Source organism: Pseudomonas sp. 1121_17 (assembly GCF_052850745.1).
The window spans coordinates 884533-903775 of the sequence record NZ_VXCX01000001.1 but is presented as its reverse complement, the minus strand read 5'-3'; the positions used below and the strand labels follow the sequence as shown (position 1 = coordinate 903775).

The 19243-nt window shown below is 62.2% G+C and carries 17 protein-coding genes and 1 pseudogene; 5 read left to right on the top strand and 13 right to left on the bottom strand.

Features of this window, described 5'->3' with window-relative positions; all coding sequences use genetic code 11:
- Positions 1-20 precede the first annotated feature (20 nt).
- The 4 genes and pseudogenes from FW789_RS04560 to FW789_RS04545 form a co-directional block, all read right to left on the bottom strand.
- Positions 21-215, bottom strand: a pseudogene (locus FW789_RS04560) (hypothetical protein); the annotation flags it as partial.
- 2 nt (positions 216-217) lie between these two features.
- Positions 218-646 carry a RidA family protein gene (locus FW789_RS04555; RefSeq protein ID WP_186699255.1) on the bottom strand — a complete coding sequence of 143 codons (429 nt, stop codon included), beginning with the start codon at positions 644-646 and terminating at the stop codon, positions 218-220.
- Positions 647-713: 67 nt separating this feature from the next.
- Entirely contained in the window at positions 714-926 is a 213-nt protein-coding gene (locus tag FW789_RS04550; protein ID WP_101320321.1) for a PLDc N-terminal domain-containing protein, read from the bottom strand.
- Positions 927-999: 73 nt separating this feature from the next.
- Positions 1000-1470: an FAD/FMN-containing dehydrogenase gene (locus FW789_RS04545; RefSeq protein WP_207073137.1), complete on the bottom strand. Its 471-nt coding sequence runs from the start codon at positions 1468-1470 to the stop codon at positions 1000-1002.
- Between the two features lie 141 nt (positions 1471-1611).
- On the opposite strand from FW789_RS04545, the gene FW789_RS04540 reads away from it, so the two are divergent.
- Positions 1612-2619 carry a GlxA family transcriptional regulator gene (locus FW789_RS04540; protein ID WP_103437756.1) on the top strand — a complete coding sequence of 336 codons (1008 nt, stop codon included), beginning with the start codon at positions 1612-1614 and terminating at the stop codon, positions 2617-2619.
- 6 nt (positions 2620-2625) lie between these two features.
- Here FW789_RS04540 and FW789_RS04535 read toward each other — a convergent pair whose 3' ends face one another.
- Positions 2626-3297, bottom strand: coding sequence for a TetR/AcrR family transcriptional regulator (locus tag FW789_RS04535; protein WP_101320329.1), 672 nt, complete (start codon positions 3295-3297; stop codon positions 2626-2628).
- Between the two features lie 129 nt (positions 3298-3426).
- Entirely contained in the window at positions 3427-5334 is a 1908-nt protein-coding gene (quiC, locus tag FW789_RS04530) for a 3-dehydroshikimate dehydratase QuiC (RefSeq protein WP_446431032.1), read from the bottom strand.
- Between the two features lie 304 nt (positions 5335-5638).
- Here quiC and FW789_RS04525 point away from each other — a divergent pair, with 304 nt between their 5' ends.
- Positions 5639-7015, top strand: a complete 1377-nt coding sequence (locus FW789_RS04525; RefSeq protein WP_207073135.1) for an MFS transporter — start codon at positions 5639-5641, stop codon at positions 7013-7015.
- 34 nt (positions 7016-7049) lie between these two features.
- On the opposite strand, the gene FW789_RS04520 is transcribed toward FW789_RS04525, so the two are convergent.
- The 5 genes from FW789_RS04520 to FW789_RS04500 form a co-directional block, all read right to left on the bottom strand.
- A complete protein-coding gene (locus tag FW789_RS04520) occupies positions 7050-8462 on the bottom strand; it encodes a DOPA decarboxylase (RefSeq protein WP_411562953.1) in 1413 nt (470 codons plus the stop codon).
- Positions 8463-8558: 96 nt separating this feature from the next.
- Entirely contained in the window at positions 8559-9503 is a 945-nt protein-coding gene (locus FW789_RS04515) for a LysR family transcriptional regulator (protein ID WP_207073133.1), read from the bottom strand.
- A gap of 62 nt (positions 9504-9565) precedes the next feature.
- Positions 9566-10279, bottom strand: a complete 714-nt coding sequence (locus FW789_RS04510; protein ID WP_446431031.1) for a YebC/PmpR family DNA-binding transcriptional regulator — start codon at positions 10277-10279, stop codon at positions 9566-9568.
- Positions 10280-10404: 125 nt separating this feature from the next.
- Complete coding sequence (locus FW789_RS04505; protein ID WP_411562952.1) at positions 10405-11796, bottom strand: FAD-dependent oxidoreductase; 1392 nt, start codon at positions 11794-11796, stop codon at positions 10405-10407.
- 15 nt (positions 11797-11811) lie between these two features.
- The gene (locus tag FW789_RS04500) at positions 11812-13128 is read right to left on the bottom strand and encodes an MFS transporter (RefSeq protein WP_186699240.1); all 1317 of its coding nucleotides are present in this window, start codon (positions 13126-13128) and stop codon (positions 11812-11814) included.
- A gap of 262 nt (positions 13129-13390) precedes the next feature.
- Between FW789_RS04500 and FW789_RS04495 the strand changes: the two genes are divergently transcribed.
- Positions 13391-14260 (top strand): LysR substrate-binding domain-containing protein, encoded by an 870-nt coding sequence (locus FW789_RS04495; protein WP_101320347.1) that lies wholly within the window; start codon positions 13391-13393, stop codon positions 14258-14260.
- Between the two features lie 38 nt (positions 14261-14298).
- On the opposite strand, the gene tam is transcribed toward FW789_RS04495, so the two are convergent.
- The gene (gene tam, locus FW789_RS04490; protein WP_340610127.1) at positions 14299-15075 is read right to left on the bottom strand and encodes a trans-aconitate 2-methyltransferase; all 777 of its coding nucleotides are present in this window, start codon (positions 15073-15075) and stop codon (positions 14299-14301) included.
- A gap of 124 nt (positions 15076-15199) precedes the next feature.
- Positions 15200-16615: an amino acid permease gene (locus FW789_RS04485; RefSeq protein ID WP_103437766.1), complete on the bottom strand. Its 1416-nt coding sequence runs from the start codon at positions 16613-16615 to the stop codon at positions 15200-15202.
- A 331-nt stretch (positions 16616-16946) separates the two neighbouring features.
- On the opposite strand from FW789_RS04485, the gene FW789_RS04480 reads away from it, so the two are divergent.
- Positions 16947-18371: an aminotransferase-like domain-containing protein gene (locus FW789_RS04480; RefSeq protein ID WP_103437767.1), complete on the top strand. Its 1425-nt coding sequence runs from the start codon at positions 16947-16949 to the stop codon at positions 18369-18371.
- Positions 18372-18488: 117 nt separating this feature from the next.
- Positions 18489-19238: a response regulator transcription factor gene (locus FW789_RS04475; RefSeq protein WP_101320355.1), complete on the top strand. Its 750-nt coding sequence runs from the start codon at positions 18489-18491 to the stop codon at positions 19236-19238.
- The last annotated feature ends 5 nt before the right edge of the window (positions 19239-19243 follow it).

Sequence of the window (19243 nt, the reverse complement as noted above, 5' to 3'; positions counted from 1 at the left end):
TCACAGCTAAAAGACAGCTGTCACAACTTGGTTGCAGCGGGCCGAGCGCCGTCGATCTGGCGCAGTGTAATCAAGCGCTCGCTGGCCGGCACCGGCCGTCCATACAAGAACCTCTGGAAATGCGAGCAACCCTCGGCGCGCAGCAGTTCCATCTGCTCGGGCGTCTCGACCCCTTCTGCAGTGGTCTTGATCATCAGGCTGCAGGACAGCTCAGAGCCTAGCGGTCGCATGCGCCATGCCCTGCGATGGCAGCGACTGCGTCAACCTCTATCAGCATCCCATCAAGCGCCAGACGTGGCACCGGGATCAGCGTGCAGGTTGGCTTCATGTGCGCGCCCCAGGCCTGATCTGCCGCCTGCACCCATTGGCGCAGACGCTCTTCGCTGTGATCAACGATAAGCAAGGTGAGTTTGAATACATCGCCCAGACCGGCACCTTTGGAAGCCAGCGCCAGCTGCAGGTTGAGCAACGCCTGGGCCGCCTGTTCAGCAAACAGTGCTGAAAGGTTGCCCTGAGCGTCTTCGCCGCCCTGCCCGGCTACATACAGCAGGCAACTGTCGGAGCGGACCTGAGCAACATGCGAATAAGCATTGGCGCTGGGGTCATAAAGGCTGTCGGGATTGGTCAATTGGAAAACGTGGGACATGCGGTCGCTCCATCGAGTGAAAGAACGACCGAGTATCAAACCTCAGGTTAACCCGAGGTCAAGAGGATTATTTTTCTTCCAGCACATGACGGCCTTTGACTGCCCGCGGGCCGCGCCACATCCAGAACAACAGCCCAGGCACTGGCGCGTAGACGACAAAGACGATCCAGAGCATTTTTCGCTCCGCTCGCCGTTCACTACCGATGATGTTCCAGATCGCCCAGATTTCCAGGGCGATGACCACAGCGGCGACAATGATCCAGATCGTTCCGATTTCCATAAGCGTCCTCCCGTGAGCATGTAATGCTTTGGTCCCGCAGAGGGCGCAAGGGTTCATTCCGATTCAGCCCGTCTCAGGGCTTCGTCACCTGATCCAGCGCACTTTGCAGCGCCTTGGCATCGCTGAACTGCTGTTGTGCTACCACGCGATTGTGATCCAGTTGCAACCAGAGCACCTGGCCTTCCTGCCCAGGGTAACGGCTGGCGACTTCACCTTGACGATCAAGCATGACCCGGTAGCTGTAGTCACGCATGGCTGGAATGGCGAACAGCTTGCTGATTATAGATGGCATACGCTGGATATCCGCGACGAACACTGCCTGCCGCGCCTCCAGATACCCCTTGGGCTGCTCGGCGATGGCCGCCTTGACCAGCTTGGCGCCGTCCATGTCGCGGGCCACAAGCAGAATGCGCGTGTCGCCATCCAGAGTGTAGCTCTGGTCATGCTGATCCTGCAGGGTCCAGGGCGCGAGTTGATCGCCAACTGCAACGGCATTGGCCACGAGCGGCAGGCAGGCAAGTAACAGGGCGGCGGCGAGTTTCATCTGGATTACTCGGATTGACGGCCCGCCAGCATAGAGCATGTCGCCAATAACGACCTCAACTACCACCCCAGCGCCGCCTCTGTTGTCTTTGCCCGGCGCCGGCAGCACACTCACCGCGTCAGCCAGGAAGCGGAGCCGGCAGTGGCCACACCTCGTCAATTCAGCAAGAAGACCAGCACCAGCAACATGTTCCGGACCAAGTCCGCAGATGCCAGTGTGCAGAAGCCCTACCAGGTCGATTTCGTCTTGCTCGAACACTTCTCGATGGCCAGTTTCACCGTGGCCATGGACGTCCTGGTCACGGCCAACCTGCTGCGCGCCGACAGCTTCGGCTTCACCCCGCTGTCGCTGGATGGCGAACGCGTGCAAAGCGACCTGGGCCTAGAGCTGATCGCCACCGATCTGGATCCGGCAACCCTCAAACAGGCTGATCTGTTGATCATCTGCGGCGGTTTGCGCACTCCACTCAAGTACCCGGCGCTGGATCGGCTACTGCAGGATTGCAACCATCATGGCCTGGCCTTGGGCGGACTGTGGAACGGTGCGTGGTTTCTCGGGCGGGCCGGAGTTTTGAGTGACTATGGCTGCAGCGTTCACCCCGAACAGCGTGCCAGCCTGGCAGAGCGCAGCCCGCAAACGCGGATCACCCCGGCAAGCTTTACCCTTGACCGTGATCGACTGACAGCAGCCAGCCCCAATGGCGCGATGGAATTGATGCTTGGGCTGGTACGGCGCTTGTACGGTGACGCCCTGGCCGAAGGCGTCGAGGAGATTCTATCGTTTTCCGGGGCGCGCTATCGCCAGGTTGGACCTGGCGCGAAAAAATCCATGAGCCTGCACCTGCGCACCATTGTCGAACTGATGGAAAACAACCTCGAAGAGACCCTCAGCCTGGACCAGCTGGCCGCTTACAGTGACCGCTCGCGGCGCCAGATCGACCGCCTGTTCCAGGCGCAACTGGGCACCTCGCCGCGGCGCTACTACATGGAGCTGCGCATCACCAAGAGCCGGCGCCTGCTGCAATACTCGGACCTGTCGGTGATGGAAGTCGCCGTCGCCTGTGGGTTTGTCTCGGTGTCGCACTTCAGCAAGTGCTATGCAGCCTACTTTGGCTATCCGCCGTCGCGCGAGCAACGCCTGGGCGAATAGTCCGGTTCAGGCACGGATATAGCGCAGCACGACGTCGCCGATCATCTGTTTGTGGCGCTGCTTGACCTGGTCATCGGTCATGTCGATCTGGAAGATCTCGCTGAAGGTGTGCCGGTTGGAGACCCGGTAGAAGCAGAACGAGCTCATCAGCATGTGCAGGTCGATGACTTCGATACCCTCGCGGAACACGCCCTCGGCAACGCCGCGTTCGAGCGTGTGACCCAGTGTCTCCAGCACCACGCTGCTCATCTCGCGGATGACCGGTGATTGCTTGACGTATTCGCCATAGTGGATGTTTTCAGTCGAGACGATACGTACGAAGTCGACGTTGTGGTCGTGGTGGTCGAAGGTGAACTCCACCAGCCGGCGGATGGCCTGCTCTGGCGGCAAGGTCTCCAGATCAAGGCTGCGCTCGGTCTTGCGAATGTCGCCATAGAGCTTGACCAGGCACTCGACGTAGAGCTGCTCCTTGCTGCCGAAGTAGTAATAGATCATGCGCTTGGAGGTGGCAGTACGCTCGGCGATGGCGTCGACGCGGGCGCCGGCCAGGCCTTGCTGAACGAACTCGCCAATGGCGGCCTGGAGGATGTCCTCGCGGGTCTTCTCCGGGTTGTTCTTGCGCGATTTGCGCGCCCCTTCCAGGGCGGGCTCGCCGAGGCTGACTACGGAATCACTCATACCCACTCACAGGCTAATTATTGGAATTGGAGGGATTATCCGTGACTGCTGCGACGCAGGGAAGCGCGCAGATGGTCGCATTGGTCAGGTTTTGTGACAGGTGCGCCGGCCGCTGGGCCGGCGCTTGCCTTACAACACTGGTTTGCGTGCTGCCCCGCTGCGGGCCTTGGCCATGGCCGCCAGGCGAACCGCGACGTTGGCTGCGCCGTAACCGGCATACCCACCCTTGCGCTGGATGATTTCGAAGAAGAAACGCTCTTCGAACGGTTCGGTGTACACGTGGAACAGCTCGCCGCCTTGGGCGTCACGGTCGTACAGCACGTTGTAGTAGGCCAGCTCACTGAGGAACTCGTCGTCGAAATCAAACCGCGCAGCGAGATCGTCGTAGTAGTTCAGGGGGATTTCCAGCAGCGGCACACCGGCGTTTTTTGCCCGCGCCACTTCACTGAAGATGCCGGCACAGTCAAAGGCGATGTGGTGGACGCCCGAGCCACGATAGCTGGACAACGCGTGGGCAATCGCAGTGTTGCGGTTCTCCGAGATATTCAGCGGCAAGCGCAGGGTGCCACACTGGCTGCGCAAGGCACGGCTCTTGACCAGGCCGTAGGGGTCGGGCAAGACCACCTCGTCGTCGGCCTCGAAGTCGAACAGGCTCTTGTAGAACAGCACCCAGCTGTCCAGCGATTCGGCCGGCAGGGCCAGGGCCATGTGGTCGATGCGTTGCAGGCCACCACTGGCGCCGCTGGAGGCATCCAGACGGAAGTCGCTATCGTAGATGGTATGGCCGGCACCGGCCTGCTCGACCAGGTAGATCAGGCTGCCATCCGGCGCACGCACGGCCGGGATCTCGCGCTCGTTGGGCCCGACCAGGCCACGGAATGGCTGGCCACGGTAGGCGGTGGCACGCTGCAAGGCAGCCTGGCCGTCCTTGACCCGCAGTGCGGTGGCGCACAACGAAGGGCCATGGGCTTCGAAGAAGTTGTGCGCGAATGAATAGGGCTCAGCGTTGAGCACGATGTTGATATCGCCTTGGCGCAGCAGCCGGACACCCTTGCTGCGGTGTGCACCCGCCTCGACAAAGCCCAGGCGCTTGAGCCAACCACTCAGACGCGCCCCTACCGCTTCATCGACGGCAAACTCAAGGAACTCGACGCCGTCATAGGTACTGGCTGGCGCCGGGTCAAACAGTACCTCAGGCTCGATCGGCTGGGCCTCTCGCTGCAATTGCAGGCGAGTTTTTTCTTCCAGGTACAACAGCGAACGCAGGCCATCGGCAGCGTTCTGCCGGGTAGGTGCAGCGCGGAAGCCATCGTTGAAGATCTCCAGCGACAACGGCCCGCGGTAACCGGTCTGCAGAATCGGCGCGAGGAAACCGGCCAGGTCCATTTCGCCCTGCCCCGGGAAGCAGCGGAAGTGGCGACTCCACTCCAGCACGTCCATGGCCAGGATCGGCGCATCAGCCATTTGCACGAAGAAAATCTTGTCGCCCGGAATCTGCCGGATTGCACTAGGGTCGCCCTTGAGCGACAGGGTGTGGAAGCTGTCGAGGATCACCCCCAGCGCCGGGTGATCGGCCTGGCGTACCAGGTTCCAGACCTGCTGGTAGGTATTGACGTGACGGCCCCAGGCCAAGGCTTCGTAGCCAATGCGCAGGCCGCGGGCACCAGCATGTTCGGCCAGCAGGCGCAGGTCGTCGACCAGGATCTGCTCATCGCTCAGCGCGTCCGCCTGCACGTTGCTGCACACCAGCACCAAATCCGTTCCCAGCTCCTGCATCAGGTCGAACTTGCGCTCGGCGCGGTCGAGGTTTTTCTGCAGACGGTCGCGGCGGCAGCCTTCGAAGTCACGAAATGGCTGGAACAGGGTGATGGCGATGCCCAGATCGGCGCACATCTGGCGGATCTCGCGTGGGCTGCCGGCGTAATAGAGCAGGTCATTTTCGAAAATCTCGACGCCGTCAAAGCCGGCTGCGGCGATGGCTTCGAGTTTTTCTGGCAGAGTGCCGCTCAAGGACACGGTGGCAATCGAACGCTGCATGCTGGAGTTCCTTGTTATTTGAGAAGCGTCAGCCGAAAAACCCTTGCAGGTGCTTGGCAGAATCGATTATTCGCGGGTAAAGTCCTGCCATCAATGACTTTTGTACGAAACAGTTAGTTTTTGTTCGATTACCGAACAAAAGCGAATTTGGCGAATTGATTCGGTGCTCGAGCCTGGGCAACCATGAATCCAGTTACAGACCATTCGAACTCCTCACTGCCCTGCGAACGTTCAGCGGACCCTGTACCGACAAGCCCAGCGTCACGACATAATAAGTTCAATAACAAGAACAACGGAGACAACAATGGCTCACTCCAGCTCTCAAGCCAAGAAAGCGACCGCCAGTGGGTGGATAGGCTCGGCCCTCGAGTACTACGACTTTTTCATCTACGCCCAAGCCGCAGCACTGATCTTCCCGCAGATCTTCTTCCCGTCGATGGACCCGAAAATGGCCATCATCGCCTCGCTGGCGACTTACGGTGTCGGTTACCTGGCCCGTCCGGTGGGTGCCGTTGTCCTCGGTCACTGGGGTGATACCCGCGGCCGCAAAAACGTTCTGCTGCTGTGCATGTTCCTCATGGGTATCTCGACCATGGCCGTTGGCCTGCTGCCGACCTACCATGACATTGGCATCATTGCCCCGATCATTCTTGTGCTGCTGCGCCTGGTTCAGGGCTTTGCGGTCGCCGGTGAGATCTCCGGTGCCAGCTCGATGATCATGGAGCATGCGCCGTTCGGACGCCGAGGTTACTTCGCCAGCTTCACCCTGCAAGGGGTTCAGGCAGGTCAGGTACTGGCTGCGGCGGTGTTCCTGCCACTGGCCTACTTCATGCCAAGCGAAGCCTTCAATGAGTGGGGCTGGCGCATTCCGTTCCTGCTCAGCGCATTCGTCCTGGTAGCCGGTTTCATCATCCGTAGGGAAGTTCACGAGACCCCGGCCTTCGTCAAGGAAGAACAGAAAGACAAGATCGCCCGCTCGCCAGTCAAGGAAGCGTTCAAGTACAGCTGGAAGCACATGGTCCTGGTTATGTTCATGGCCCTGATGAACGTGATTCCAGTCGTTGCTACCGTGTTCGGTGCAGCCTATGCGGTGCAGCCGGCTTACGGCATCGGCTTCGACAAGAGCGTGTACCTGTGGATCCCGGTAGTCGGCAACATCGTCGCAGTGCTGGTGATCCCGTTCGTTGGCAACCTGTCTGACAAGATCGGCCGCCGTCCAACCATGATTGCTGGCTGCCTGGGCTCGGGCCTGCTGGCCTTCGGTTACCTGTATGCGATCAGCATCCAGAACGTGCCGCTGGCCTTCTGCGCATCGATCCTGATGTGGGGCATGGTTTACCAGGGCTACAACGCGGTATTCCCAAGCTTCTACCCAGAGCTGTTCCAAACCCGCTACCGCGTCTCGGCCATGGCTATCGCGCAGAACATCGGCACCATGTTCACTGCCATGCTGCCAGCGGTATTCGCTGCCATCGCGCCGCCAGGCTCGGAAAACATCTGGCTGGTGGTAGGTGGCTCGGCGTTCTTCATCACCTGCATCTGCGCCCTGGCTGCCTACGTGGCTCCCGAGACGCACCGTCTGGCGATGGAAGACCTCGGCAACCCGAACGCCAAACCGATGGACAAAGATACCTACGAAGCTACCCGCAAAGGCAGCCTCAACACTGCTGCAACTCAGTAAAAACTGCCTGGGGCTGCATGCAGCCCCAGCCGTTTCAAGCGCTGACCACCGCCTGCAAGTTGGCCCACAAGCGTTCGACATGCTCACGCTCGGTGGGCAGCGCCCCTACCGATACCCGCACCATCCACTGCCCTTCCAGCGTTGCCGGCGTGACGTACGCCAACCCCGAACCATTGAGTCGATCGGCCCAGGCCCGGGTATGCGCATCCAGCCCCGCACCTTCCAGCCCGTCCGGGCAATGACGAATACACAACGTCTGCAACTGCACCGGGGCCAGTACCTGCCAATCTTCTGCGGCCTCGACCTGAGCGGCCAGCCAGCGAGCGTTGTCCAGATCGCGGCGCAAGCGCTGCTGCAAGGCCTCCACCCCTTCGCTGCGCAGCATCAGCCATAGCTTCAGCGCACGGAAGCGCCGCCCCAGCGGAATGCCCCAGTCACGCAGGTTCTTCACCTCGCCGTCGACCGCCGACTGCAAGTAACTCGGGTTGGTACTCATCACCCGAATCAGGTGCTGCGGGTCGCGCACGTAGTAAATCGAGCAATCGAAGGCCACCCCCAGCCACTTGTGCGCGTTGACCACGACCGAGTCGGCCAGCTCGATACCGTCCCACATCCAGCGACACTCAGGCAGGATCATCGCCGAGCCAGCCATGGCCGAGTCGACATGCAGCCATAGTTGGTGCGCCTGGCTGATAGCGCCGATCGCTGCCAGCGGGTCCAGCGCAGTGGTGGTCGTGGTGCCGGTGGTGGCGACTATCGCGCACGGTTGATTACCCGCCGCCAGGTCAGCCTCGATGGCCGCCTGCAACGCCGCTGGCTGCATGGCGAATTGCTCGTCGGTGGCGATCAGGCGGATGTTCTCGCGACCGAACCCTGCCAGCAAAGCCGCTTTGTCCACCGAGCTGTGGGCGTGGGCGCTGGCATATACGATCAGCGGCTTGGGCTGGCCCTGCAAACCACCACGGGTCAGGGCAAAGTCACTGGCGCGCTCGCGCGCGCAGATCAACGCCACCAGGGTGCTGGTCGATGCAGTGTCCTGGATCACCCCGCTCCATTGGGTAGACAAACCCAGCAATTGTCGCAGCCAGTCGAGGGTGGTTTCTTCCAGCTCGCTCAGGGCCGGACTGGATTGCCAGGACAAGCCGAGCACGCCCAGGCCGGTACTGAGAAAGTCGCCCAAAACTGACGACAGGGTGCCGTTGGAGGGGAAGTAGCCATAGAAGTCTGGATGCTGCCAGTGCGACAGGCCGGGCATGACCAGCTTGTTGAAATCGTCGAGGATGGCTTCGAAGGGCTCGCCTTGATGCGGCGCAGCTACAGGCAAGGCGGCTTTCAAATAGCCGGGCTCGACCTGCGCCATGACCGGGCGCTCGGCGATGGTCTGGCGATAGTCGGCAATCAGGTCGATCAGTTGGTGGCCGTGTTGGCGAAATTGTTCGGGGGTCACGCGCGGGCTCCTTGCGGGCTGAGAATGGGCTGCTGTTGCTGCCGCCCAGTCTAGGCGCGTGGCCGTCGCGCAATAACCCCGCCTGGTGCATAGGTACTATGGCGAAGGCGCATGCCCGCCGTACACGCCGAACTGCGATTGGCGCCACACTTCATAGACCCGGTTGCGCAGCCAGCGGTGCTCGGCCGACGCCTGCAAGCGCTGATGCCAGACCACCCAGTAGCGCTGGCTGTGCTCGACAAAGGCCAATGGCCGCCAGGCCAGGCCGTGCAACCGGGCCAGCTGCCGAGCAATGTGCTCCGGCACCGTCACCAGCGCCTGGCTGTTGCCAACCACCTGTACGGTAGCCGAAAAGAACGGCAGCTCCAGGCTGATCCGGCGCTGCAAACCCTGTGCCCGCAGATGGCGATCAATGAAGCTGTCCTTGTCACCGCCGCCACTGATGCGCACATGCTTGAAGGCCAGATAATCATCCTGACTCAAAAGCTCACGGGCGGTCAGTGGGTGATCAGCGCGCATCAGGCATACGGCGCGGTCTTCGCCGAGCAGGCGGCCATGAAGGTTGGCCGGCGACTCGTCGAACAGCGTCGTGGCCAGATCGATCTCACCGCTGGCGAGCTGCGCATACTGCCCTGCCTGCCAGGTACGAAAATCCAGCGACACCCCTGGTGCCTCAACTTCAAGCGCCGCCACCAGCAACGGCAACATATGCTCTGCAACGTAATCCGACGCAGCCAGACAAAAGCGCCGCTCGCACCTCGCTGGGTCGAACGCAGCCGGCTCGCGCAGCGCCTGCAAGGCTTCGAGCACCTGGCGCAGCGGCTCGACCAGCGCCTCGGCATGCTCGCTGAGCACGTAACCACGGCCCTGACGGACCAGCAATGGATCATCGAACGCCTCGCGCAAGCTGGCCAACTGGCGGCTCAAAGCCGACTGGCTGACGCCCAGGCGCGCACCGGCATGGCTGAGGTTTTTCAGCTCAAGCAGGCAATCGAGGGTCCGAAGATGGGAGAGACTGAGCGAGGCGAAGACAGGATGCATGACGTACCACACAAAATCAGCGTTGCGCCGCGGAAGGGCCGCAGTGCGGCCCCATGCACTGATCAGTCAGTCAGGCCGACGTAGACGTTCTGCACGTCATCGTTGTCGTTGATCGCTTCGAGGAACGCTTCAACTTCAGCCAGTGCCTCGGCACTGAGGCTGGCAGCACTTACCGGGTTTTTCGGGGTGTAGCCGATTTTTGCCGAAATCACGGTAAAGCCCTGCGCTGGCAACGCCTTCTGTACAGCGTCGACGTCGGTCGTGTCGGTGATGAACAGGATCGCGCCCTCCTCTTCACCTTCTTCGAAGTCCTGCGCGCCGGCCTCGATGGCAGCCATTTCCGGATCGGCGTCAGCGCTGTCCGGGGTGGCTTCAATCAGGCCAACATGGTTGAAGTCCCAGGCGACCGAACCGCTGGCGCCCAACTGGCCCTTGCGGAACAGCACGCGGATCTGGGCGACGGTGCGGTTGACGTTGTCGGTCAGGCACTCGACGATCAGCGGCACCTGATGCGGCGCGAAGCCTTCGTAGCTGACGGCGGTGTACTGCACCGCGTCGCCATCCAGGCCTGCGCCCTTGCGGATCGCCCGTTCGAGTGTCTCGCGGGTCATCGAAGCCTTTTTGGCCTGTTCTATCGCCAGACGCAGACGCGAGTTGGAGTCAGGGTCGGCGCCGGATTTGGCAGCGATCTGAATTTCCTTGGCCAGCTTGCCCATGATCTTGCCTTTGGCATTGGCTGCGGTTTCTCTGTGCTTGGCTTTCCACTGTGCGCCCATGTCGACTCTCTACGTTTCAGCGGGCCGGTTCAGGAAGCGACCGGCCAAAGTGGCAGCAGTTTATACGGCCCTCGGCAAAAAATCTCGCGCCTGCACCGCCAGCCGGCACTGAGGCTTGATCAATATCAGCCTTTGTCGGCTTTGCCGGCGGCTGCGGCATACCTGGCCAGGCGCACGTCCAGCCGCCGCGGCCGCATGCCGCGGTCTTCTGCCCGCTCCTTGCGGCGGATCGCATCGCGCACCAGCAGCGAGCCCAGATAACGAATCGGCTCCGGCGGAAACTGCCCCAGCGGGCCTTTGACCAGCCCTGATCGGGTCCAGGGATTGTCCAGCCCCAAGGCCAGTGAAGAGAGAATCTGCCCGCCCATATGACACGGGCCGACGCCACTGCCTGAATAGCCGAAGCCGTAAAAGACATTGCCCTGCCCGTCCAACCGCCCGAAGAAGGGCAAGCCGGTTACCGAACGGTCCGACGGCCCGTTCCAGCTCGCCGCAATCGGCACCTCGGCCAGCGCCGGGAAGAAGTCGTTGAGCGTCTGGCGCAGCAGCGGCTGGTACGGCGAAGGCTGGTCAAACACCGGCAGCATGCGCCCGCCGTAGGCAAAGGTATTGCCGCCCTTGCCGAGCATCAGCCGGCCGTCGCTGGTGTTGTGGTAGTAATGCACGAAGATGCGCGAGTCGAGCACGCTGATGCCGCTGTCCAGGCCGATTTTATCGAGCAGCTCAGGGCACGGCTCGGTGATCACCATATCGCTGGAGACGATCGCCACGCTGCGCTCGAACTGCTGGAACGCCCGCGCCATCCAGGCATTGATGCCCAGCACCACTCGATCAGCACGGACCGTTGCATGAGCAGTGCGCACCTGTACCGGAGCGCCATGCTCAAGGCTGGTCATGGCCGTGCCTTCGTATATGCGCACCCCGCGCTGCAACGCAACGCGGCGCAAACCACGCACCAGCCGGCCCGGCTGCACTGTAGCGGCTGCCGGCGAGAACCAGCCTTCTAGATGGCGCGCAGAGCCCGCCCGCTGCTGCACCTGCTCAAGCGCCAGTCGCTCGAAAGAATTGATGCCCTGACGCGCCAAGGCGGCAATCACCGCATCGGTGCCGCCCAGTTGCGCGGCGTTGCTGGCGGTATACAGGGTGCCATCCATGCGGTAGTCGCAATAGATGCCGTTGGCTGCGCAATAGTCGCCGATGGCTGCAATACTGCGCTCCGATTCGCGCACCAGGCGCACCGCTTCGGCCGCGCCGAACAAGCGCTCGAGGGTGAAGTACTTGGCCGACCAGGACAACGCACAACCGCCGTTGCGGCCACTGGCCCCGGCGCCGCAGATATCGGCTTCGATCAGCACCACCTCCAGCTGCGGCGCCTGCTCCTTGATCATCAATGCCGTCCACAAGCCGGTATAACCACCACCGACGATGCAAACATCACAGCGGATGTCGGCGCTCAGCGGCGGGCACAGTGTGTCCTGCTCCTGATCCAGGGCTTGTTGCAGCCAGAAGGGTCTCATCGCTTGGGCTTTCCTTTAACTGCGCAGTGGCTTGATTGCCATGCTGGTGTTGGGGGCAACGTCGACCACCTGTTCGGCGGCGACCGGTCGGCTGTTCCAGTGCGGTAGCAGCACCAACGCGGAGAACAGCGCGCAGCCAGCAAACACGATAAATACCGTGACGCTGTCGAAGTAGCCCGGCAGCAAGCCGCCCAGCACCGCGCCCACCGAGCCGCAACCGTTGACGAAGCCTGCGGCGGTAGCACCGGCCTTGGCGCTGCCAAAGTCAATTGCAGCGGCGCCGCTGATCATTGAATCGGGGCCGTACAAGGTCAGGCCCATGACAAACAGCAGGCCCACCACCAGGGCAATGCTGCCGCTGTTCATCGCTGCCATGAACAACGCCAGGGTCACCGTCAACAGCAGCAGGCTGATCACGCAGGCGGGCATGCGCCGGGCCCCGAACAGCTTGTCCGACGCCAGCCCGATGATGATCGGCCCGAGCAGCCCGGCCAGCTCGAATGCGGTGGGAATGATTGCAGCACCCACCTTGCCCACCGACGGCATATGTTCAAACACGATCACCGGGCCCCAGAGCAAGATGGCGTAGCGCGCTGGCTTTAACAGAAAGTAGGCCAGGCCCAGTGTCAGCACCGTGCGATTACGCAGGATCTCACGCAGCGGTTGCCATACGCTGCACAGGTTTGGCCCTGGAGCCATGCTCTGCGGCTCTGGCTCGACCGCCGGCAGGCCGACGTCTTCAGGCTTGTTGCGTTGCAGAAAGAAGAACAACACCGCCACCAGTGCCACCACCACCGCACTGGAGAAAAACGCCGCGTGCCAGGTGCCGATCAAGGTATACGCCCACCAACCGGCAAACGGTGATGCCACCAGGCCGCCGAAGGCGTAGCACGAGCTCCATAGCCCCAACACCCGGCCACGCTGCGACGATGGGAAGAAGCTGCCAAGGTTCTTGCACAACCCCGCCCAACCGGTCGACTGCGCCAGGCCCTGAATCAACATGCAGGTGGCGAAGATCGGGAAGGTTGCGTAGCTGCCCATCACCACCGCCGCCGCCGCTGAAATCAGCAACCCGCCGAGCACTACCACGCGCGGCCCGAAACGGTCGGCAAGCATGCCCCAGGTGAACTGGCCGACTGCGTAGGCAGCCAGATAGATGGCATCGAGGTTGGCCATTGCCGCCTTGTCGAGCATGAAGCTTGGGTCTTCGCCGATGCCCAGCTTGGCCACCGAGAAGGCCTTGCGGGTGAAATAGAAGCCAGCGTAGGCCAGCCAGGTAATGGCGAAAATCTGGATACGCCACCGTTTGATGGTGGCAAGGGTTTGGTTCATGGGAGTCTGACCTCTCGCTCAAGTGTGCCGGCAGAATGTGAAAAAACGCCTGTCTTGTTGTTTTGAGTCGCACTACATGACGGTGGCCATCGTCGGGTCAGATAACAGGGCGGGCTGACATGACCGCGCCGCTGCTATGGCCACCAGCGCGCTGCGTCTTGCTGCGCACTGGAGCTGTCGATCATAGAAACAGTTACTGACTGATAACAAAAATCGATTTATCGTATTTCACACATAAGCTCAGCTTGTAAGTGGAGGCGGTATGTCGGTGTCTCAGGCACAGCTCAAGGCGTTTCATGCGGTCGCTCAACACGGTAGCTTCACGCGCGCGGCGCAAAAACTGTTTCTCACTCAGCCAGCAGTGTCCGACCAGGTGCGCAAGCTCGAAGAGCGCTTTGGCGTGCTGCTGTTTCATCGCAACAAACGCTCGGTGCAACTGACCGACCTCGGCGAGCGACTGCTGGGCGTGACCCAGCGCCTGTTCGCCTGCGAAGCCGAAGCCGTCGAGTTGCTACAGGATTCGCGTGCATTGCACACCGGCAGCCTGGTGTTGGCGGTGGATGCGCCGGTGCATGTGTTGCCGCAGATCGCCCGCTTCTGCCAGCGTTACCCCGGCATTCAGGTCAAGATCGAGACTGGCAACACCGATGAATCACTGGCGCGCCTGTTCAGCTACCAGGCCGACCTCGCCCTGCTCGGCCGCGATGTCGATGACGAGCGCCTGTACTGCGTGCCAATGCGCCGCGACCCGATGGTGGCGTTCGTGTCGCACAACCACCCCTGGGCCAGTCGCGCCTCGATCAGCCTGGCTGATCTGGACGACACGCCGCTGGTGCTGCGTGAACCAGGCTCGGTGACGCGGCAGACGCTGGAAGAGGAAATGCACCGGGCAGGGCTGCGCATCCGCGCGGCAATTCAGGTCGAAGGCCGCGAAGCTGCGCGCGAGGCGGTGGTAGTAGGGATTGGCGTTGGCGTGGTGTCGGCTGCCGAGTTTGGCGCCGACGCTCGGGTATGTGCGCTGCCGATCGTGGACTGCCAGCGGCATTTGACTGAAACACTGGTCTGCCTCAGCGAGCAACGTACCCGCCGGGTGGTAGCGACCTTTTTGCAGCTGGTCCAGGAGGAGCTTTGAGCCCTGCCTGCCTACCTGAGCTGGCGCTGGTTTCGCAGTTAGCGAGTAGCAACCACAAACAAGCGCGGGAACGGCAGCAGCAGCTTGCCGTCGCTGGACGGTGGGTAGTCATGCTCCATCGCCTGCAGATACAACTGCAGGAAGTCCGCCTGTTCTGCTTCGTTCAGACGATCCAGGTAAGGTCGCAGTGCCGAGCCTTTGAACCATTCAACCACCGCCTGCGCACCGCCGGCCAAGGGGTGATGGTAAGTCGTGCGCCAGACGTCGACGCGGCTGCACAGCGGGCTGAGCAAGTCGTAGTAGAACCCTGCGGTATGCCGCGGCGGCAGCGAGAAGTCAGCGAACTTGTCGGCCCATGGCCCGCGCTTGGCGATCTCGCGAATCTGTCGGTGGGCCGGTTCGTCGATGTTGTCCGGAGTCTGCACGGCAAGGCTGGCGCCTTCGCTGAGCTGGCGGACCAGGTGCGGATAAAGCGTGGCGTGCTCAGGGAGCCATTGCAGCGAAGCGTTGGCGAGGATCAAGTCCTGTGGTTCGGCTGCTTGCCAAATCGCGATGTCGGCAATCTTGCAGCTTACCCTCGGCACACTCAAACGCGGTCGTTTATTGGCCTTGTCGATCATGTCCGGATCACTGTCGAGCGCTGTCACCTGAGCGTCCGGGCAGCGTTGCAACAACACTTCGGTGGAGTTGCCCGGCCCACAGCCAAGGTCGGTAGCGTGACGCACGGGACGCGGCGGCACCGCCGCCAGCAGATCGCGCACGGGGCGGCTGCGTTCGTCTTCAAACAGCGAATATTGGTTGGCAGACCAGGCCATGGGCGGCTCCTGTAGGCGGCTGAGCGCCTAGCATAAGCCATGTCGAGGGCTTCGCGGTGAGACCCGCACAAACAAACGCGGCCGGCCCCTTGCGGGAACCGGCCGACATCATACAGCGCGTTGCTTAGTGCAGTTTTTTCGCCGAACGGATCTGGTGCACAACACCCATCGCCACCACCACACAGGCAGCAATACCGGTCGAAACCACCAGAATCTGGTAGTCAGGCATGAACGCCATGGTCACCAGCGCAGCAACGATAAACGCAATCACCAGGTAGGTCAGCCAAGGGAACAGCCACATCTGCAGGCGGATCTCCTTGCCTTCGGCAATCAACTTGCGGCGCATACGCAGCTGGGAGAAGGCGATCACCAGGTACACCAGCAAAGCGATCATGCCCGTGGTGTTCATCAAGGTGTCGAGCACGTCCTTGGGCCGCAGCGTCTCGCTGAAGTTGATCAGCGCGCACACCACTGCCACCGCGCACGAACCGACGATCGCGAACACCGGTACGCCAGTGCCGGCGCGGGTGATCTTGAAGAACGACGGCGCGTCGCCACGCTGAGCCAGCGAGAACAGCATGCGCGAGGCAGTGTAATGGCCCGAGATCAGGCAGCTGCTCACCGAGGTCAACACGACGAAGTTCATTAGCAGCTCGGCATATGGCACGCCCAGCAGTTCCAGCGTACGGCGATAAGCGCCATAGCCCGACTCACCCAGGTGCGGGTCATTCCACGGCACCAGGCAGACGATCAGGAAGATCGAGCCGACATAGAACAGGCACACCCGCCAGACCACCGAGTTGGTCGCCTTGACGATCTGCCCGGCCGGGTCTTTCGACTCGGAGGCAGCGATGGTCACGATCTCCGCACCGAGGAAGGCGAACATCACCCCAAGCAGCGCACCAATCACCGTGGTAAAGCCGTTCGGCATGAAGCCTTCGGCAGTCAGGTGAGTGATCCCGCGGACCTCACCGAACTGCCAGATATTCAACACCGCCGAGCCACACACGATCAGGAAGCAGACGATCGCGATCACCTTGATCAAGGCAAACCAGAACTCGAACTCGCCGTAGTGCTTGACGTTGAAGAAGTTGACGGTGATCAGCACCAGGGTCGTCGCCAGGACGAACACATTAGTGCTCACCCCCGGGAAGAAGCCGTGCAGGATCTTGCCCGCCACGTACGCTTCCCAGGCCATCAGGATGACCCAGTACCACCAGTACAACCAACCGATGGTGAAGCCTGCCCAACGGCCAATGGCACGGTCGGCGTAGGTCGAGAACGAGCCGGTGTCTGGCGAAGACGTCGCCATTTCACCGAGCATGCGCATGATCAGCACCACCAGGATGCCGCCAGCCAGATAAGCCAGCACCGCAGCTGGGCCGGCGCTGTGAATGACACTGCCGGAGCCGACGAACAGTGCGCCGCCGATGACCCCGGCGATCGACATCATCGTCAGGTGGCGCGACTTGAGCGAAGCATTCAGCTTGCTCTCCGGCGCCCCTTTTTCGGATGCGGTAGTTGTAGATGTTGCGTCCATCAGTTGTGTCCCCGTGCTTCTTTTTATCTAAGGAATTGCGTGAAACCCCGATGGCAAGCGGTTTCACCTGTACATCGATACTGATGCGCGCAGGCGCTGTGCGAGGGCACGAGCAGGCCTTCCGTGGCGGCCTGTGGCTCGCTCGAGGCGGGCCTCGAACGAACTGAAACAAAAGGTGTCTGGCGATCTCAGACACCTAATGTAAAAATGTCGCGCTGATAGAGCCATGCACAGTGGCATGAAAGTCGCACTGCACTGTACAGGCCGCCCATGCAATACACCGCGCGACACCCGGCAGATGCCCCGCGTCTGCACACCTGAAGGCACACCCATGCTCGTACTACATCCAGACTCCGCCACCCCGCTGGTCAACCAGATCATCGACGGCTTGCGCGAGTTGATCGACAGCCAGGCGCTCAAACCCGGTGCCAAGGTCCCGTCGATCCGCGCCTTTGCCGCCACCTACTCGGTGAGCACCTTCACCGTGGTCGAAGCGTACGACCGCCTGGTTGCGCAAGGGCTGCTGGTCAGCCGCGGCAACACCGGCTTCTTCGTCAATCGCGCGGCCAGCGAGCAACTCGACAGACCGGCCCACGGCGCCGACAACAGCCGGCCGTCGTTCAATGCCGAGTGGTACCTGCAGCAGATTTTCGAAACCCGTCAGTTGCCGTTCAAACCCGGCTGTGGCTGGCTGCCCAACGACTGGATGTACGAAGATGGCCTGCGCCGTGGCATGCGTCAGGTCGCCGGTAGCCCGTTGGAGCTGTCCGGCTATGGCGAGCCGATGGGCCTGCCGGAGCTGCGCACGCTGACCGCGCAGAACCTGCAGCAAGAGCTGTCGATCGTGGTCAACCCGGCGCAGCTGATGCTCACCCACGGCGCCAGCCAGGCGCTGGACCTGGCGGTACGCACGCTGGTGCGCCCCGGTGACGTAGTGTTGGTCGACGACCCGGGCTACCCCAACCTGATGAGCATTCTGCGGTTTCAGGGCGCTACCCTGATCGGCGTGCCGCGCACCCCGGCCGGCTACGACCTCGATCGCCTGGAGCAACTGCTCAGCGAACACCGCCCAAGTGTCTTCTTCACCCAGCCGCACCTGCACAGCCCGACCTGCTCGCGTACGCCGTTGCCGCAACTGCACCGCTTGCTGCAGCTGGCCAGCCAGCATGGCTTCCGGCTGGTGGAAAACAACTTGTACGCCGACATGATCGCGGAGCCGCAGCCGTGCCTGGCCAGCCTCGATCACCTGCAGCAAGTCGTATACGTCGGCAGCTATTCAAAAAGCATTTCGCCGAACGTGCGGGTTGGTTACCTGTTCGCCAACCCGGAACTGATGCAGCAGTTGCTGCGCCTGAAAATGCGCTCTGGGCTGACCACCTCCCAAGTGATGGAACGGGTGGTCTACGCGGCGATCATCGATGGCCGCTGGCGCAAGCACCTCAAACGCCTGCGCCAGCGCCTGGCCGAAGCACACCAAGAAGTGGGCCGGCATTTGCACCGGCTGGGCTTCGAGCTGTTCACCGAATCGGACGAAGGCATGTACGTCTGGGCGCGGCACCGGGCCATCCCGGACAGCGCGGCCCTGCTGGATGACGCGCTGGAGCAAGGCATCATGCTCGGCCCCGGGCAGTTGTTCATGGTCGACGCCCAGGCGACTGGGTGGATGCGCTTCAACGTCGCGTTCAGCACCGACCCGGCGATGTGGGAGCTGTTGGAGAAGATCCTGGTCAAGCAGGTGCGCCGCTCGGCCATCTAGTGCCAGCGACTGCAGGTGACGATACCCGCTGTGACAATCTGCCCACAGCGGGCAGTCACAAATGATAATGACTCGTAGTAATATTGCGCCCTGCCCCCACATCACGCGCGATAGCCAATGCCAGCTGAACAACCCACGCCCGCGCCGCGAGTGCTGGTGGTCGACGACCACCGCAAGATCCGCGACCCGCTGGCGACCTACCTGCGCCGCCATGGTTTCGAGGTGCGCACCGCCGCCGACGCGGCCGGACTCTGGCAATTGCTCAAGCAGCAGGCGTTCGACGTGGCCGTGCTCGACGTCATGCTGCCCGACGGCGATGGCTTCGAGCTGTGCCAGCAACTGCACCGGCGCTGCAACCTGCCGGTGATCCTGCTGACCGCCCGCGACACCACTGCAGACCGCATTCGCGGCCTCGACTTGGGCGCCGATGACTACCTGACCAAGCCGTTCGAGCCGCGTGAGCTGGTCGCGCGCCTGAACAGCGTGCTGCGCCGGCATCAGGCAACCCAAGCGCGACTCCACGCGGCGCCTGCTGCTACTCCCGCAGTTCGCCGCTATCGCTTCGCCGGTTGGCACTTCTGCGCCAGCAGCGCCTCGCTCAGCCGCGAAGGTGCCGAGTCAGTTCAGTTGAGCACCGCCGAGGGCAAGCTGCTGCAGGTGTTTCTGGCCCACCCGCATCGCAGCCTGACCCGGCAACGGCTGGTCGACCTGACGGCAGCGCACGACAGCGACATCAGCGAACGCGCCATCGACCGCCAGGTCAGCCGCCTGCGGCGCAAGCTCAGCCACGACGGGCAAACCGCCGAGCTGCTGCGCACCCTGTGGGGCAGCGGCTACTTGCTGGCCGCCGATGTCGAGCTTGAATAGCCTGC

Bases quoted from the DNA above. Each gene is read 5' to 3' on its own strand.
- FW789_RS04555 (WP_186699255.1), bottom strand. From the start codon at position 646: ATGTCCCACGTTTTCCAATTGACCAATCCCGACAGCCTTTATGACCCC.
- FW789_RS04550 (WP_101320321.1), bottom strand. From the start codon at position 926: ATGGAAATCGGAACGATCTGGATCATTGTCGCCGCTGTGGTCATCGCC.
- FW789_RS04545 (WP_207073137.1), bottom strand. From the start codon at position 1,470: ATGAAACTCGCCGCCGCCCTGTTACTTGCCTGCCTGCCGCTCGTGGCC.
- FW789_RS04535 (WP_101320329.1), bottom strand. From the start codon at position 3,297: ATGAGTGATTCCGTAGTCAGCCTCGGCGAGCCCGCCCTGGAAGGGGCG.
- quiC (WP_446431032.1), bottom strand. From the start codon at position 5,334: ATGCAGCGTTCGATTGCCACCGTGTCCTTGAGCGGCACTCTGCCAGAA.
- FW789_RS04525 (WP_207073135.1), top strand. From the start codon at position 5,639: ATGGCTCACTCCAGCTCTCAAGCCAAGAAAGCGACCGCCAGTGGGTGG.
- FW789_RS04515 (WP_207073133.1), bottom strand. From the start codon at position 9,503: ATGCATCCTGTCTTCGCCTCGCTCAGTCTCTCCCATCTTCGGACCCTC.
- FW789_RS04510 (WP_446431031.1), bottom strand. From the start codon at position 10,279: ATGGGCGCACAGTGGAAAGCCAAGCACAGAGAAACCGCAGCCAATGCC.
- FW789_RS04505 (WP_411562952.1), bottom strand. From the start codon at position 11,796: ATGAGACCCTTCTGGCTGCAACAAGCCCTGGATCAGGAGCAGGACACA.
- FW789_RS04500 (WP_186699240.1), bottom strand. From the start codon at position 13,128: ATGAACCAAACCCTTGCCACCATCAAACGGTGGCGTATCCAGATTTTC.
- FW789_RS04495 (WP_101320347.1), top strand. From the start codon at position 13,391: ATGTCGGTGTCTCAGGCACAGCTCAAGGCGTTTCATGCGGTCGCTCAA.
- tam (WP_340610127.1), bottom strand. From the start codon at position 15,075: ATGGCCTGGTCTGCCAACCAATATTCGCTGTTTGAAGACGAACGCAGC.
- FW789_RS04485 (WP_103437766.1), bottom strand. From the start codon at position 16,615: ATGGACGCAACATCTACAACTACCGCATCCGAAAAAGGGGCGCCGGAG.
- FW789_RS04480 (WP_103437767.1), top strand. From the start codon at position 16,947: ATGCTCGTACTACATCCAGACTCCGCCACCCCGCTGGTCAACCAGATC.
- FW789_RS04475 (WP_101320355.1), top strand. From the start codon at position 18,489: ATGCCAGCTGAACAACCCACGCCCGCGCCGCGAGTGCTGGTGGTCGAC.